Origin of the sequence: Deinococcus gobiensis I-0, assembly GCF_000252445.1 — a bacterium.
GTDB lineage: Bacteria > Deinococcota > Deinococci > Deinococcales > Deinococcaceae > Deinococcus > Deinococcus gobiensis.
Genome location: NC_017790.1, coordinates 2,928,035 through 2,943,404, shown reverse-complemented (window position 1 = coordinate 2,943,404; position 15,370 = coordinate 2,928,035). Strand labels below are relative to the sequence as shown.

Here is a 15,370-nt window from a genome sequence, read left to right as displayed (position 1 = left end):
GGTCGCGGGTCTGCGACCCGCCGAGGGGCCCGGGTCTCTCCTGGAGAGATCACGCCGCTTTGCCGAAGGCAGATTGCCCTTCAGGCTTCTGCCTGCCCATCCTCCGAGGTCAACATGTCCACTCCTGCATCTTCCTCTTCCCCCCTTCTCCAGTTTGTGCTTGCCCGCGCCCACCAACGTTATCTCCCCCTCCTGGGGCGACGGTTCCCTTCCGGAAACGATGTCCCTCTCCCAGTCTCAGACGTGACTGTCAATTCGGGAGCGGTCCTGATCCTGCGCGACGTCCTCGAAATGGACAGCGTCCGGACGGGCATGATGTTCGGTCGCCGGATGGCCGCCCACCTGAGCGTGACCCACATCACTGCGGGAGGGTACGACGGTCAGACCCCCTTGTTCGCTGTCAATGCCGACTACGCCCTGGGCGTGACGGACGCCCTGCGACAGGTGGACGCCAGTATCGACTGGACTGGGCAATGGTTGACTGTTCCGGGAGACGCGTTCGCGCCCAGGCGCCAGCAAGCCGCCTGGGCAGAGCTCGCCCAGCGTGAGGGGCTGCTCAGTCTGCATCACCCCCTGCTGATCATCGGCTGGTGTGAGGGCACGCTGGTTGCCCGCAGCATCATCACGACTGGCGATCAAGAAGAGGAGCTGGCGGCCCGGACGGTGCTGCTGACCCCGGAGGTTCAGTGACCTTGGAATAAAGAGAGGCTCCGTCCCAAGAGGGCAGGAGGCAGGTCTGGCCGCGCATGTGTCGGCAGGTGAAGGTTTGTGCCGTGAGTTCGGCGAGGCAGAGAAGTGACGCGGGCAGTGCCACGTCGGGAGCGCAGCGAGCGACTTCGCCCGTGTCGTCGGGGGTCGACAAGTGTCTCTCTCGACGGTCTGGGCTGTGCATGGCGCGACCCGTGAAGTTATGGGGAGAGGGAGGGGAGGTGTGGCGCTGTAGAGGCCCGCAGCAGTTTCGACGGTCCGCACGGCAGTCCGTTTAGAGGGGACGTGGTCTGTCGACGTGACCATCTCACGTTCACCGGACCGCACCGCCTGAGAGAGACGTGAGCGCCCGCCCTCCGGGCGGACGGGGTACAGGGCCATGGGCAAACTCATTCCCAGTCCGACTCCCCTTCGTCCTACCACCGACCAGGCAGCGCACCTCACGCGTCTGATCACCGAGGCCCGCAGCCTGCACATCTGGCTCCGGCGGTACCTCCGGCTGCGCGGCGCCGGCATTCCGCTGGGCCTTCCCGAAGCGCTGCGGCGCGTGGACGCAGGCGCGGCGCTGCCCGATGTCGATGACTTTCAGAAGATGCAGATGCCAAATGACGCCTTAGCCGAACTTCGGGGACTGACGTTCGCCGAGCGCCCCGCACGCTGGCAGCACGTCCCGCAGTCGGTCGCCCTCGGTATCGTCGCCGCCAATACGAACAGACTGAAACGTCACCGTTCCGGCGAGTCCGCCCGGTACATGTTTCCGCTGCTGCGCCTCGACGATGTTCCCCTCGACGCGGCCGTGCAGCCCCTGGACCTGCATCACGTACTCCTCGCCGGACTGCCGACGCCCATCGTTACTGACCTGTGGGCACTGCCGGCCGACCTCAGCACCGCGTTGATGATCGAGGCTGACGACCGCGCGCGCGCAGTCCACGCACGCACCGCCGCCGTCCACGAACGTGTGCGGTCCGGTTGCCCCGACGCGCTGCTCGAGTTGTACCCGCACGCCGAACTGCTGGCGCTCCAGCGTGACCGTACGCCGACCTTGACCCGTGACCGGGAGCGCCCTCACCGTGCCGACCACGTGTGGCTGACCGAAGTGACCGAGTCCAGCGGGGAGGTCGTGCCCGCCTTGCGGTGGAGCATCCGCGTACCCGACCGGCACCTGCCGGCCGCGAGCATCGACGACACGATCGGCGCGGACGTGGGGCTGCGCAACCTCGTGACCCTGGCCGACCGGTCGCAGGTCTGGCATGTTCCCCGCCGCGCGCAGGTCCGGTCTTTGCCCTCTACCGACCCCCGCAGCGCAGCGGCCCTTCTCGTGGATGCCCAGGCCCGGCGAATGATCCTGGAGGCTGCCCGACCGGAGCTTGAAGCCGCGTTGGTCCGAACCCTCTCCTACCGCCGCGCGAACATTGAGGCTCTGTCCTACCAGGGCATGCGTGACCACGGCCGGGTCCCCTGGGCGCCCGGCGCCATGCACCTCAGCGGCGCCGCCGTCTGGGGGACGTGGGTCGAACTGCTCGCCCCAGTGACCGGCACGCAGGTGCGCCGGGTGAACCCCGCCGGCACCAGCACCACCTGTCCCCACTGTGGTCTGCTGTGCGTACGCCCGGCTCCTTACGACATCGTCGAGTGCCCCACGCACGGTGCGATGGACGCTGACGAAGCCGGCGCGCGCATGATTCGCTTGGTGTGAATCCATCTCAAATTTGCCGATCGGATAGGGTAAATCTCCCTTTTACCCTAACTCAACGTGTGTAGATAGGATGCCCCCATGTCCGGCGCACCAGGAGATCTGTCAGGTGGTGCGCTGCAAGCTGCCCTCATGCGCTATGGAAGAAATCCCGAGACGGAGTTGCGCCGCCTCCTTGGAGAGAGGGGCGTAGCCACCACCGCTCAACTCGATCGTCTCGGTCTGGGTCCGGCCGCCGAGCGCCTGCACCTCCCGCGCGTGACACTTGACCTGACCTTGACCGGGGCGGGGACCACCGCCCCAGTCGTCTGCATGTCGTTCGACTCGGCGCAGGTTGACCTGCGCCGGACATCCGCACGCCGCATCGGGCACGAGATCGCAGTGACCGAGCTCGCTCACCGACGCGCGCAATCGGACGCCCACGTGTGGGTGCCGGCGCCCCGGGTCGGGGCCGGTCGGGACTCGATCGCCGACCTCCTTCTTGTTGGCCGACCGACGCATCAGATTCTCGCGCGCGCGGAAATCGATGTCGGGTATCCGCGTGCGCGGCTGCTCGACAAACTTTGCGGTGCCGTCTCCACCCAACCGGGCGAGCCTTACGGATACATCCTCGGCACGAGCCACCGCTCCCGCGCCGCGTGGTTTGTCGAGCAGGCGGCGCGGCTCGCTGACGACCTGCCACGCCTCGGTTGGGTAGAGGCATGGTGGCTTGACCTCACGTCGCCCGCCGACCGTTACCGTACGTATGCCCACGCAGGCCGCGTCACGCAGGCGCGTTGGGAGCGCTGATCACCGGTACCTCGATGACCAGGGGCGCGTCTGCGGACCCGAGGCGGGGAGCTCTCGGTGTGCCGCGGTAGCCGTCGCGCTGCCGATGTTGAAGGGCCTCGAGGCCCAGTTGTAACTCTGGCGTGAGCTCAGGCACCGCGACGATCACCGGATGCCCCCAGCGCACGACGTCCCCTTTGTGCCGCCGCATCAGTGTGCGGATGTAGTCCATCCCCACCGCGCCGTTGGCACCCGGGCAGTAGAGCAAGGGCGCACGCTCCAACATTGCTTGGTTCACTTCCCCGTCCGCCGCGCGGGAAACGGTCTCCCCGCTAGTCGGTTGGAGGACCTTGACAACGTGGTAAGCCAGAACCTGATCCGTCCCTGGCCTTGCGGTTTGCGGTTGAGAATTTCTGCCCCGTGGCAGTCCCGGCGACGCTTTGACCTGACGGCCGACGACTTTGTACCGATGACGAAGGTGCCAGAGTGCTTCGACCTGAAAGGCCCGGTCAGCAACGGATTCCGGCCGCTGGAGGTAGTCTGCCCTGTGGTTGAGGCGTCGTAGGTAGGTCTGACGCCCCAGGTCCGAGAGCACCACGATGTCCCAGCCCGAGGCGTGACTGACCCGTGCGAGCTTCAGCGCCAGTAAGCCATCCAACATCTTCTCACCGAACTTTTCGACGAGCCTGGGGCGCATGATCGCTCCCGCGGTGCCGACCATCCGGAACATGGCTTCGATCGGGTTGGCCGATTCCGTTGTGAGGCGGGCATCGATATCGGGGGGTAAGAAGCAGCTGATCGGCACACCTCGTTGTACGTGAAAGTCCGAGGTTTGCGTGAGAACTGGTCCGACCGTCGGTCGCCGATCGGACACTGTGTTCTGCCCATGATGTTCTGCAGGTGAAGATTCAGGCACTTGCGCAACGCACTGTGGGGAGTGAGGAGCAAGCCTCTACCATTCCCGGATGCCTAGGCCCGGGCCCCTGCCAGGTAGGCCGCGGCCCTTCGCCGGTATGCACAGCGAACCCGTAGGCATGGTTGGTCTGGCATAGAGAGATTGGCCGTTTCACAAGCAGTAAAGCGAGGATCAGGAGATTCCAGAAATTTTTCTTGGCGTCAAAGCTGCTAGCAGCCGGTCGTGGGGACTATGGGTGGGGGTACGCTGTCGATGTACGAGGGCGACGGCAGCCGCCAGTGCCGCGGCGTGCCGTTGTCTGTAGACACAGACGGCGCTGTAGGAGGGGAAGTGAGCCTTACCGCTTCGGGTAGCTCGGCGCCGCGCTTCCTTCCAGACCTGATGCAGCGAAAGCGTACCGGCCTGAGCCGCGAGGATCAGGTTGAGGCCCATACGGAGTTTCGTGAGGGCGGCCTCGGTACCTGCGCCGTGTTTGAACAGGGGTGCGACCATCTGCCATTCTGTGGCGGTCAGGCGACGTAGAGATGGGGGCTGTCCCGTCTGGAGCTCATGCCGGTGAGCCTCGATCTCGGCGCAGGCCTGTGCCGTTTGGGCGGCGGTCAGGCGGGGTACGTACAGGCCAAACACCCGCGCAGGCAGACGACTTAGCCCTAGGCCCTGCGCCAGTTCACGGGCAGTGCGGTAATCGGTGAGCGCGCGCTGGAACGCGATGGGTTGCGGCTCTTCGGGATCGTCGAGTGGCAGCGCGGGATTGAACTCTTTCGCCCCTGCATGTCCTGTCTTGTGGAGGTATTCGTCGAGGTCCGAGACCGTGCGCTGCCGCCGCGTTGTGGGTTCGAGCTCGAATTCTCCCCACGTCCCGACCGACAGGAGCGCGGGCATGGGCACGTCTGCACCACAGACGACGTGGATGTGCAGGGGGAGCACACTCCCTCCGGTTTCGACTGCGACCATCGCCGGGTACCCGCCCCGCCGCCCACGCTTCAAGGCGGCACGTAAGGTGTGCCGCACGGCCAGAAGCAGTTCAGGGTGGTAGCAGTTCCCCTGCGCCGGGGATTCGGTCCTTTCCCGGTAGACGTACTGACGGGGGAGAGGCCCTACCGCCTGTGCAAACGCCAGATGGCTGCGCAGGCTACGGAGGCATCGGCGCTGCCGGTCTCGCCCGGAGATCCGCAGGGCATCCGGAGGGTAATGGCGCTCGGCCGGTTGGAGGAGACGGGGCTGCTGGGGGCCGGTGCGGGACTCCGTATCGCTGAGGATCCTGTGCAAAGCAAGAAGCGCGGCGCCACTGAGGACGCCGCGCTCCGGGTTGAGAGAACCGGCCGTCAGGTGTCCCCGTTGAGCCAGGCAGCGACCCAACGTTCGGTGGTGTACTGCCGGCTGCGGTGCTGGATGGTTTTCAGCTCACCGGACGCCGCCGCGGCGTAGGCCATCGCGCGCGGGATGCCCAACTGCCGGTGTACCTGAATGATGCTCAGGAGGGGGCGAGAGGCAGGTGGACGAGGGGGCTGCGTCGGGGGAGGGCTGTCACGCATGCGGGCATGGTGCGTGACCATGCTCCACGATTCCTCAATAATTATTGACGGAGCAGAAGTTGAAAAATCATTGACAGAGGGGAGACAGGTAGCCGTGTAAACGCGTCAGGAGAAGGAAATTGGCGAGTTTAGGCATGCACATCTGTCAATAGAGCGCCCTCCTTGGTCCTACAGTATCGAAATGGTTGCTCACGGTTCGGGCAGGTCTCGGAAACGGTGCAGATGCGCTCTCACGCTCATGGAATGGCGGCGAGAACTGGGGCTTTCCCAGGCGGAGTTTGCCCGACAGGCGTTCGGACTGCGCCAGGCGACCTATGCTCTGTGGGAGACCTCGACGGACAACAATTGGCTTCAGAGGCGACTTCAGTGCAGCCGGGAGAGCCGCACGCCCGGAGCCCCCGGTGCCCATCCGTACTACTACGAGCAACTGGCGGCGATGCTCAGGGCGGTAACGGAAGAAACAGAGCGGTTTCAGACGCACCATGTTGCCCACGCGCTCGGCATCCAACATGACTTCGACCTTGAGATTCCTGACGATCTCGAGGAGCAGTTCCTCGCAGCGGAAAACAACGTTGCCGGGAACGAGTCGGTCTATCCCGCCGTGTCAGGTCAGGTCGGATTTGTGATCATTTCCCCAGAAGAGCTCAATGCTGCGGTCACGGGCTACCTGCGCATCGCGGAGCGAACCAGACCTCTGGGACAGCTTGTCCTGTCTGGAGCACCCCTCGAACGCAACAGAGTCATCATCACCGTGATCGCCGACGATCGCCTAGCCAGTCCCCCACATCTGTTGGCACGCGGGTCTCTTGTGACGATTGATACCCAGGATGTTGTGCGCGTGGAGGGTGCGGTGTATCTGTACCGATCCGGGCGGAATCTCGAATTCGGTATTGCCGTGCTGGAGCAGAAAAAATGGTACCTCATCAGTTCGCACTGGGATCAGCGGCGGTATCCGCCCCGCCGGTTTGGCCCCCGGGTAACCGTAATGGGGCGAGTCAAGGCGCTCACCGAGGTCATGGCCCACATGCTGGATCTGGCGACGGGGCGCTGAGGCAGGACAGAACTGCAGGGCCGCCACAGGCCCACATCGATAAGGAGGAGAACAAAGTGGCCAAACCACTTCGGCGAGGGAATGGAGAGGGTACGGTACGGGAACGGGTGCGGGACGGGCGGACGGTCGGCTGGGAGGCCGTGGTCTCCTATGTTGATCTCGAGACCGGGCAGATGCGGCGCAAATCGCTGTCTGCCAAGTCGAGGTCGGCCGTGCTGGAACGCAAGCGGCTGTTCGAACGCGAGTTGCAGCAGATGGGCGGTCTGCCGAGCCAGGAGCGGACAGTCGCCATGCTGTTGGACGCCTGGCTCGCGGAAAAGCGGCTGCGGGTCGGGGTCAAGTCAGATGAGGATTACACGCGCGTGGTCGAAAAACGGCTCAAACCTGCATTGGGGACGCTGCCCCTGGCGAAGCTGAAGTTGGCCGACATTGAGCGCATGGTCAGCAGCCTGGTGGGTGCCGGTAAAGCCGGCGAGGCCAACCGCGCCCTGGCCCGTCTCAGGATGGCTTTGGCGTACGCCGTCAAACACGACTGGACCGAGAAGAACGTGGCAGAGCAGTGCTCGCCGGTGCCGGTCCGCGAGCAGCAACATCAGATCTGGCAGCCTGACGAGGTCATGCGGTTCTTACGTTTCACCGAGGGCAGTCGGTATCACGTGATGTACGCGGTATTTCTATCGACCGGCATGCGCAGTGGGGAAGTTCGGGGGCTGCAATGGGAGGACGTCAATCTGGATGCGGCCACCATCCAGGTGCAGCGGCAGTGGCTGGAGGCGGCCAGGGCGCAGGACAGCCGTTTTGCGCCGCCCAAGCGCGGTAGTACGCGCCGGATCCACATTCAAGAGGATTTGATTTCCCTACTCAGAATCCACCGAGATCATCTGAAAGACAGGCAGCAGGAGATGGAGGAGGCGTACGCATGGTCGGACTTCGATTTGGTCTTCCCGAGCCTGCGCGGCACGCCGATGCTGGCGACCAACCTGTTGCGTCAGTTTAGGGCGGATGCCCGGGGAGCGGGCGTGCCGGAAATCCGTCTTCACGACATGCGCGACACGGCCGCTTCCACGCTGCTGGCCTCAGGTACGCCGCTGACCCTAGTTGCAGAGATCCTGGGGCACAAGGACACGAGTGTGACTCTCAAAAAATATGCGCATGTCCTCGACAGGCAGAGGCAGGAGCATCCGGTCGGTCACGCGATGTATCGTCCGCAGAAGTAAGAGTATCCAGCCTCTGTGACATGCAGTGACGAAACGGTCGTGATCGTCTGTAAAGGACAAAACCTTGGGGGTGGTCTCGGAGAGGTCGAAGCGGCCCTGTGGCCCTGTTCACCTGCTGCATTGAACCCAATGGTCAACAGACCGAACGCCGCTTGCCACCAGCCAGAGAGCAGCCCGCTCATTTGTGCAGTATGAGTAAGGCTTCATGTTTATGCTCAATACAGCCATGTTCACCATTCCCTACAACTCTCTGGACGGCCTTCCTTGAATACGACTTTCCGAAAGGCCTGGTGGCGGACAGGGCTGATCGGCTTGCTCCTGTCGACCGGTGCGGGTGCTCAAACCGCCTCTGAACAGGTGGACGCGTCGTTTCTCCAGCGACAGTCCGAGCAGCTCTACAGCACCATCGAGCAGGCCGTGTCGGCTGTGGGCGGTGACCTTAACAGGCAACATGTACACCTGGTCTTCGCCTTCAGCACCGGACATTTTGCCAAAGACCCGCTGATGGCCGAGGCGGCGCGTGCGGTGGCTTCGGACGTCGCGGCCAGCCACCTGGTCGACGGCGATCAGCTCAGCGGCTACGCCTGGGAAATGAACGTGTGGACCCACAAGGGCGACGCCCTGAACCCGCTGACGGTCGGCCCTGACCGCGCGGCCATGCGCGCCTCTTTTCAGGATCTCTGGCCCCGGTCTCCCCAGGCGGGCAGCAACGGTGGGCATGACACCGAAGCCGCCATCGCCGAACTGACCGGAAAAGTGAATACAGACCGCGCCGCCGTGCTGGTGCTGCTCACCAACTCGGCCGCCAGCCAGGCAGGCACGGCCGCGCAGCGCACCATCGGAGAGAACAGTCCCGCCTACCTCGCTGCCCTGAACAACTGGACGCGTCTGCGTACCAGCAGCACCACGGGCGCGACCGTGCAACTGGCCATCGCCCCTGACCGCCCCGAGCGGTTGTTCGACGCGGTGGTCGTGGTGCCCAAGCAGTTTACGGGCGCGGCGCTCGACGGCGAGCGCTCCGCCCTGGTCGCGGCGCAGGTGCAGGCGGCGGCTCCCACTTCTTCCGGCCTTCCCTGGTGGGTCTGGCTGCTGGGTGGGCTGGCCGTGGCTGCGGGCGCGGTGCTGTCCATTCGTGCCCGGAACAACCGCCCAGCGGCAGGTGCCGTGGCAGGTGCTGGGCAAAGTGCGGCGACAGCCAGTGCCAGCCGCTCGCCAAAAGGTGCTCAGAAACTGGCTCTGCATGTGGGGGACCGCAGTTTCGCGCTGGACGCAGCGAAGCCCGGCGATACCGTCTGCGTGCTGTGCGGCCCCGGCTACCCGGTCGGCACCTCGCCGGGGCAGTACGTGGTGCTGTCCCAAACAGACCTGCCGCCGATCCGCCTCCTGACGGTGACCCGCGAGCGCCAAGGTCTGAAGCTGAGTCCCGAAACCGACGTGAGTCTGGGCGGGGAACTACCCGCGACCCTGCCGCTTAAAGACGCCGAATACCGCCTGAAACTCAGCGGCCGCGCCGTCCGCCAGAATCTGCCCCCCCGCCCCTACCAGGCCGACGTCGTGTTGAGCCTGAAGCCCCTGGGCGAAACGGAGAACTGAGATGAGCACCATGCAAGCCACCAAGACCCTGATCATCGGCCTGGGCAGTACGGGTACCCGCGTGTGCAACGGCATCCTGCGCCGTCTGGAGTGGGAGTACGGTTCGGCCGAGCGCGCGCCCTGGGTGAAGTTCCTGGCCATCGAAACGAACAACAACGAGCCGACGCCCCTGCGCCAGCGCGGCGACTTCTTTCCGATCGGCCTGGATGCCCGCAGCTACAGCCAGATTCTGGAAGACCCGCAGGCGCACCGCCGCATCAACCTGGACCGCTGGGCCGACATGGCGACGCTACGCAAGCTCAAGGACACCGAGGGGGGGGCGGGTCATATCCGCATGATCGGCCGCCTGACCTTCATGACCGATCCCAACTTCAGCAGGGTGAAGCTGGCGCTACTCTCGCGGCTCTCGGATCTGCGCCAGCTCAACGAGAATGAGGCCTTTCAGGCGCGCGGAGAGCTGCCCGACGGCTCGAATCCCGAGCTGCTGTTCGGCGCGGGGGGTCAGGTCCGGGTCTTCGTGGTGGGTACGCTGTGCGGCGGGACGGGCAGCGGTCTCTCGCCCGACTTCGGCTATTTCTTGCGGTCGGTGCCGCTGCGTCAGGAGGAAAAGGTCATCGGTGTGTTCACGCTGCCACATGAGAACCTGACGTCCGTCGTCTATTCGGCTGCCGACAAGCTCAAGCGCAATGCCTACCACGCCCTGCTGGAACTCAACCACTACCATCAGGCCGAAGCGGATGCGCTGCCGCCCATCCTGTATCCGGATGGAACCTCGGCCAACTTGCAGGTCGAGCCATACGATCTGCCGTATCTGGTCGGGCCGTCCGCGCCCACCAAGCAGGCCGAAACCGAGCTGAACGAACTGGTCGCCGACCGTATCTTCATGAACATCGTCAACCCGGAGGCCGACCCCTTCAGTACGTCGGTGAATGCGCCCCTGCCCGACCGTGACCACCAGGCGCATGTGTTTTGCACCTTCGGGCTGTCGGTGGTGGACTTCCCCGCGCCGCAGATCACCGAGGCGGCGTCCAAGCTGCTGTTGCATGGGGCACTCTCGCAGTGGCAGGGTCTGGACACGGGCCGGGCACAGAACCTCGCGGGGGTGCTGGGGCTGGACTGGGCCTCGCTGGTGTCGGCGCTGCTGGGGCGCTCGGCCGACGAGTGGCAGGGCGACGCGGTCAAGGTGGCCATCGCCGAAACCGAAGAAGCCAAGCCGGATTTCCTCAAGCTCGACCGCGCCCTCGGGGAGCTGCGCCGGCAGGTGGCCCCCGACGGTGGCCTGAGCGAGCAGCTCCGTGCCCGCCGCGAACAGGTGGTCGAGACGGCCTACCTCAAGTTTCAGCAGCATGCCCAGACGGCCCTGCTGGACCGCACCTATGGCCCGCAGGTGCTGGCCGCCGAGGTCTCGGCCCTCCTGGAACACCTTCAGGGCCTGCACGACGCTGCCCGTGAAAGTACGGCCGCCGCGCAGGCCGAATCGGGCGAGGCGTGGCGGCGCGTGGATGAGGGAACCGCACAGCTCAAGGCTGAACTCAAGCGCAAGAGCTTCCTGAATCCCAACCGCGCGGCCATCGAAAGCGCTCAGGCGGGGTTGCGTAAGGCCATCCGCGACTTCGCCCGGACACAGATCGAGTCGGGCGTACATGCCAGCATCCAGACGCATCACACCTACGGAATCATCGATCTGGGCGTGGCCGAAAAACTCCAGCGCCTGCTTCAGCGTGTGCAGGGCAACCTCCGCAGCCTGGACGCCCGCGTGACGGCCCTGAAAAACCGCATCTACCGCGACTACGAGGCCCGTTCGGGCGAGTTGCCGCCGGTCAACGGCTGGGTGCTGCTCGAACCGCGCACCACTGTGCAGCAGGAGTACCGCCGCGCCCTAGAGGCCGGTAAACAGAGCAGCGTTGAACATCTGGACAACATCGAGGCCCGGCTGCACGGCGAGATCATCCAGACCTGGACCGACCTGCCCACGGCCGTGGTCCCGCCCCTGAACCAGACCGGCGAGGGCTGGCTGAGCGCGTCCTTTGATCCACGCGGCGACCACCTCATTCCTCCTGGCGATTACCAGCGCCTGCTCGCGGCGGCGACCCGGCCCTTTGCCCGCCAGTTGTCGCAGGAGAACGTGGTCGAGCGCGTGATGCGTCAGAGCCAGACCACGCCGGGCACCGAGGGCAAGATCCGCGCCGCCGCCGAAAAGGCCGCGCCCTTCCTGCGCCTGAACCGGCTCAAGGCCGAGTCGGGCAACCGCAGCCCGGTCATGAGCCGCCAGTCGCTGCTCATGCCGCCGCGCACCGACCCTGGCGACGCATCGAACTTTCAGCAGGTGGTCGGCAGCGCCTTCTCGCAGGCCAACACGGTCAACCTTACCTCGCCCGACCCGACGCGCGTGCTGTTCATGGAGGAGTACTTCCGCTTTCCGCTGCGGGGCCTCGATCAGGTGCTGGGCGAGGGCGGATTGCAGGCGGCCGAGTCGAACGACTTTCCGACCTTCCATACCCGGCGTGACGTGCAGTGGTACGGCTTGTCGCGCCGCGAGGGCCAGTTGCTCGCCGACGCCGAGGAGGCGCTGATTCTGGGCGTGCTGCTGGGCGACGTGGAGGTGCGCGACGGCCTGAACATCCCCTGGACGGTCACGGGCTTCGGGGACCGCAACCACCGCCGCCTGCCGGCCAATCTGGCCGAGGCCTCGCGGGTGCTGGCGCGCGGCGAGCAGGACCAGGACGGCTACAGCCTGCTGGGCGGCCTGCCCACCTTGCAGTCCAAGATCGAGGGGCACTGGCACAGGCCCGACATGCCCCTCGAGGAGAGTGCGCAGGCCTTTGTCGAACTGCTTCAGCATCGGCTTCAGGAGTTCTACCAGCGGGGCCGCGCTGGACAGATCGGCGGCTGGGGCAGCCAGATCTGGGCAGGCGACCAGATTGCCAGATACACCGCCAAGCACCGGCAGCTGGCAGAAGCGGTCGGTCACCTGTTCCTGCCCGCACCGGAAATCATGAATGCGCTGAGGCTGCGCCAGTACCAGCGTGGAGCTTGGGGCGGAGAAGCCCCGGCCGACGGGTTGTACTGCCCACAGTGCGGCGGCGAGATCGGCAAGGACGAGAAGGAAGCGGCCCTCAACGGCTGGCGCTGCGCCATTGATTCCACTCACTACTACGGGCGCGGCGCGGCCCTCCAGAGGCTCTGAGCGGCAATGGACGGCAACATTTTCTGGCCCGGTAGCGGACTGATTCGGGCGCTGATCCTGGCCCTTCTGCTGTTGTTTACCTTTGGCCTGATTCTCTCCGTACGTGCCATGCAGACGGTAGGGCGTGAGCGGCGGGCAGCGCAGGCTCTCAAAAAACGCAACGCCCAGGGCCTGATTCTCGATTCGGCAACAGTCCAGGTACAGCTTGGCGCGTACAAGGACACGCTGGCCGGGCGACTGCTGCGCTCGATGATCGGGCAGCAGGGTCTGGCGTTCGCGCGGCCTTCAGACTCGCTCGACCCCATCTTGGACGGCGTGTCCCGGATTCTGGCCCCGGCCCGCACGCTGCCGAATCTGCTGCTGCTGCTGGGACTGATCGGCACGGTGGTGGGGCTGGCCCTCACGCTGGTCAGTCTCGGACCGCAGATCCAGGACGCCATTCGTGTGGGACAGCCGAACGCGGTCGCCGAGAGCCTGGGCAAAACGCTGGGCGAGATGAGTGGTGCCTTCGCAGGGACGCTCTGGGGGGTCCTCAGCGCCTTCATGCTTCAGGGCCTCAACGCCTGGACGGGCGTGCAGAGCGAAAAGCTGTCCGGCGAACTCGACGAACTGGCCTTGCATTACGCGCCGACGATCTATCCGGCAGGCACCGAGAAGCAACTGGCCAGTCTGCAGGAACTGGTTGTGCGGAGCGAGCAGTTCCTGGCCGACACGCAGCAGAAGATGAGTGAGACGAGCGATAAGTTCACGGCCGTCCTGACCGACTCGGGCAAGATTATCCGGGAAAGCCTGACGACCCTCCAGGCGACCTCGCAGACCATTGCCACGTCGCTTCTCAAAGCGTCGGGGGATGTTCGGCAGAGCAGCGACCAGCTCGGGACGGCGGTCAAGGCGATTCAGGGGCACCGCGAGGACTTCCGCAACATTTATTCCCAATTCAACGAGATGTTCGAGCGCTCGATGTCGGCCCTCAAGACCCACTCGGACGGCGAATTGCAGGCCATCCGGGACATGCAGGCCGAATTCGGCAAGACGGGCGCGGAGATCGTCAAGGAAATTTTTGGGACGTCGGAGCGGTTCAATCAGCTTAGTGCCGACATTGCGCAGGCCGAATCTGCGTACCTGGGCAGCGCGCAGGCCATCTCGAACAACATCGGGCAGGGCTTCGACCGTCTGAACGAGCGGATCGGCGAGACGCTGGGCCGCTATACCACCGAGGTCGGCGCAGTGAGCAGCCAGCTGAATAATCTGGGCAAGGAGATTCAGGACGCGCAGGCCGCGTCACGCGCACTGACGCAGATGCTCAAGGCCAAGGACGACGCCGAGCGCACACGCATGAAAGACCAGCATCAACACGACCAGCTGATGCTGGTGGCCAACAGTCGCTTGACGACCAGCCTCGAACAGCTCGGGCCGGCCGTGGCCGAACTGAACCCGTCGCAGCTGCTCAAGGAACTCGGCGAGCAGCAGGCGCAGGCGGCCGAGCGCCAGATCGGGGCGGTGCAGGCCGTCCGGGAGGTGCTCCAGGTCGGCCATGACAGGCAACTCGTGGCCAGCAGTGATCTAGGCGACAGGATGCAGAACCTCGCGCTGCTGCTGACCGGTCTGCTGGATCAGCTGGCCCAGCAGACCGAGGGGCTACAAAGTCAGGTGGCGGGCACCACGCAGCTGCATGAAGCGTTCGGGGCGCATGCTGTCGGCAGCCGGGAGCGAGGCGTTGCCCTGGAAACGCGCATTGACGAGGCGAGTCGCCGGCTGGGCGATCAGCTTCAGGCGCGGCACGGAACGGAGGAGCAGCAGCAGGCAGCCCTGCACCTCGCCCTAGAGCAGAGCCGGGACGCAGCCCTGAGCCTGACGCGCACGCTCGACGCCCTGCCCGCACAGCTGCGGTCCTCCGAGCTGATCGCCGGGCAGCAGGCCCTGAGCGATGTCCTGGGGCGTCTGGTGACCGACCTGGGGCGGGGGATGGTCCCAGCCGAAGGGTCAGTCCCTGCTGAGGGCACGGGTCAGCCCGCATGACCCGGCGGCTGCGGCACGCGCGCGAGGACCTCAACCCTTACGTCGCCCTGACCGATACCACCCTGAACATCGTGTTGGTCATGGTGTTTTTCGTGGCGACCCTGAGCGCGGTGGGCCGGGTCAGCTGGGAAGACCTGCGGTACAAAGAAGCCCAGAAAGCCTTCGCCCAGGCGGTGCAGAGCCTGATTCCGGCAGTGCAGCGCCCCAGCATCAACGTGGGCAAGAACGATCCGCCCGGCACCCAGCGGTGGGTCTTCGCCAACAGCACGCTGTTCACGTCGGGCAAGGCCACCCTAAGCGCCAGCGGGCAGGCCACCCTGACCCGTTTCGCCCAGGCGCTGCGGCAAAAAGACGATACCTGGCGGCGGATTCGGGTTGAGGGCCATACCCGGCCCACGCAGGCGCAGCAGGCCGACCGCTGGGAAGACGCCACCGACCGGGCGGCGGCCGTGGCCCGTTTTCTGGTCAATTCGGGGCGCATTCCGCCGTATTTCATCGCCACGGCGGGACGCGGCGGGCAGGATCCGTTGCCGCAGATCAACCTGAACGATGCGGCCCACGCCCGGATCGAGATCGTGCTGGAGTACAGCCAGCGCGCGGCTACCCAGACAGGAGCAGGGCCATGACCTGTGCCCATTGTGGTCAGGCCGTGACTACCAGTGACCTGTCCTGTCCCCGCTGCG

General features: G+C 65.4%; 12 protein-coding genes. 9 read left to right on the top strand and 3 right to left on the bottom strand.

The features are described from left to right. Positions 1 to 243 precede the first annotated feature (243 nt). The 3 genes from DGO_RS14095 (at position 244) to DGO_RS14085 (ending at position 3,190) form a co-directional block, all read left to right on the top strand. Entirely contained in the window at positions 244 to 690 is a 447-nt protein-coding gene (locus tag DGO_RS14095) for a hypothetical protein (protein ID WP_043802579.1), read from the top strand. 610 nt (positions 691 to 1,300) lie between these two features. Continuing rightward, positions 1,301 to 2,404, top strand: coding sequence for a transposase (locus DGO_RS14090; RefSeq protein WP_226991384.1), 1,104 nt, complete (start codon positions 1,301 to 1,303; stop codon positions 2,402 to 2,404). A gap of 309 nt (positions 2,405 to 2,713) precedes the next feature. Continuing rightward, the gene (locus DGO_RS14085; protein ID WP_145975345.1) at positions 2,714 to 3,190 is read left to right on the top strand and encodes a hypothetical protein; all 477 of its coding nucleotides are present in this window, start codon (positions 2,714 to 2,716) and stop codon (positions 3,188 to 3,190) included. Here the strand turns inward: DGO_RS14085 and DGO_RS14080 are convergent. From DGO_RS14080 to DGO_RS23345, 3 genes are all read right to left on the bottom strand, one after another. After that, positions 3,165 to 3,974, bottom strand: a complete 810-nt coding sequence (locus DGO_RS14080) for a hypothetical protein (RefSeq protein ID WP_145975344.1) — start codon at positions 3,972 to 3,974, stop codon at positions 3,165 to 3,167. The two genes, DGO_RS14085 and DGO_RS14080, sit on opposite strands and share 26 nt — an antisense overlap. 282 nt (positions 3,975 to 4,256) lie before the next feature. After that, the gene (locus DGO_RS23350) at positions 4,257 to 4,967 is read right to left on the bottom strand and encodes a hypothetical protein (RefSeq protein ID WP_145975343.1); all 711 of its coding nucleotides are present in this window, start codon (positions 4,965 to 4,967) and stop codon (positions 4,257 to 4,259) included. 443 nt (positions 4,968 to 5,410) lie between these two features. After that, positions 5,411 to 5,620 (bottom strand): hypothetical protein, encoded by a 210-nt coding sequence (locus DGO_RS23345; protein WP_145975342.1) that lies wholly within the window; start codon positions 5,618 to 5,620, stop codon positions 5,411 to 5,413. A gap of 238 nt (positions 5,621 to 5,858) precedes the next feature. Between DGO_RS23345 and DGO_RS23340 the strand changes: the two genes are divergently transcribed. The 6 genes from DGO_RS23340 (at position 5,859) to DGO_RS14045 (ending at position 15,313) form a co-directional block, all read left to right on the top strand. Then, a complete protein-coding gene (locus DGO_RS23340; protein WP_043802565.1) occupies positions 5,859 to 6,671 on the top strand; it encodes a helix-turn-helix domain-containing protein in 813 nt (270 codons plus the stop codon). A gap of 140 nt (positions 6,672 to 6,811) precedes the next feature. After that, entirely contained in the window at positions 6,812 to 7,888 is a 1,077-nt protein-coding gene (locus DGO_RS14065; RefSeq protein ID WP_226991383.1) for a site-specific integrase, read from the top strand. 357 nt (positions 7,889 to 8,245) lie between these two features. Continuing rightward, a complete protein-coding gene (locus DGO_RS14060) occupies positions 8,246 to 9,481 on the top strand; it encodes a hypothetical protein (protein ID WP_043802557.1) in 1,236 nt (411 codons plus the stop codon). Position 9,482: 1 nt separating this feature from the next. Beyond that, complete coding sequence (locus DGO_RS14055; RefSeq protein ID WP_014686175.1) at positions 9,483 to 12,668, top strand: tubulin-like doman-containing protein; 3,186 nt, start codon at positions 9,483 to 9,485, stop codon at positions 12,666 to 12,668. Positions 12,669 to 12,674: 6 nt separating this feature from the next. Next, a complete protein-coding gene (locus tag DGO_RS14050) occupies positions 12,675 to 14,687 on the top strand; it encodes a hypothetical protein (protein WP_014686174.1) in 2,013 nt (670 codons plus the stop codon). Continuing rightward, positions 14,684 to 15,313: an OmpA/MotB family protein gene (locus tag DGO_RS14045; protein ID WP_043802551.1), complete on the top strand. Its 630-nt coding sequence runs from the start codon at positions 14,684 to 14,686 to the stop codon at positions 15,311 to 15,313. Before DGO_RS14050 ends, DGO_RS14045 begins: the two co-directional genes overlap by 4 nt. Positions 15,314 to 15,370: the final 57 nt, after the last annotated feature.

What these genes read in the sequence shown, in the direction of transcription:
- DGO_RS14090 (WP_226991384.1), top strand. Translation starts at nt 1,301, where the DNA reads ATGCAGATGCCAAATGACGCCTTAGCCGAACTTCGGGGACTGACGTTC.
- DGO_RS14045 (WP_043802551.1), top strand. Translation starts at nt 14,684, where the DNA reads ATGACCCGGCGGCTGCGGCACGCGCGCGAGGACCTCAACCCTTACGTC.
- DGO_RS23340 (WP_043802565.1), top strand. Translation starts at nt 5,859, where the DNA reads ATGGAATGGCGGCGAGAACTGGGGCTTTCCCAGGCGGAGTTTGCCCGA.
- DGO_RS23345 (WP_145975342.1), bottom strand. Translation starts at nt 5,620, where the DNA reads ATGCGTGACAGCCCTCCCCCGACGCAGCCCCCTCGTCCACCTGCCTCT.
- DGO_RS14055 (WP_014686175.1), top strand. Translation starts at nt 9,483, where the DNA reads ATGAGCACCATGCAAGCCACCAAGACCCTGATCATCGGCCTGGGCAGT.
- DGO_RS14085 (WP_145975345.1), top strand. Translation starts at nt 2,714, where the DNA reads ATGTCGTTCGACTCGGCGCAGGTTGACCTGCGCCGGACATCCGCACGC.
- DGO_RS14050 (WP_014686174.1), top strand. Translation starts at nt 12,675, where the DNA reads ATGGACGGCAACATTTTCTGGCCCGGTAGCGGACTGATTCGGGCGCTG.
- DGO_RS23350 (WP_145975343.1), bottom strand. Translation starts at nt 4,967, where the DNA reads ATGCCCGCGCTCCTGTCGGTCGGGACGTGGGGAGAATTCGAGCTCGAA.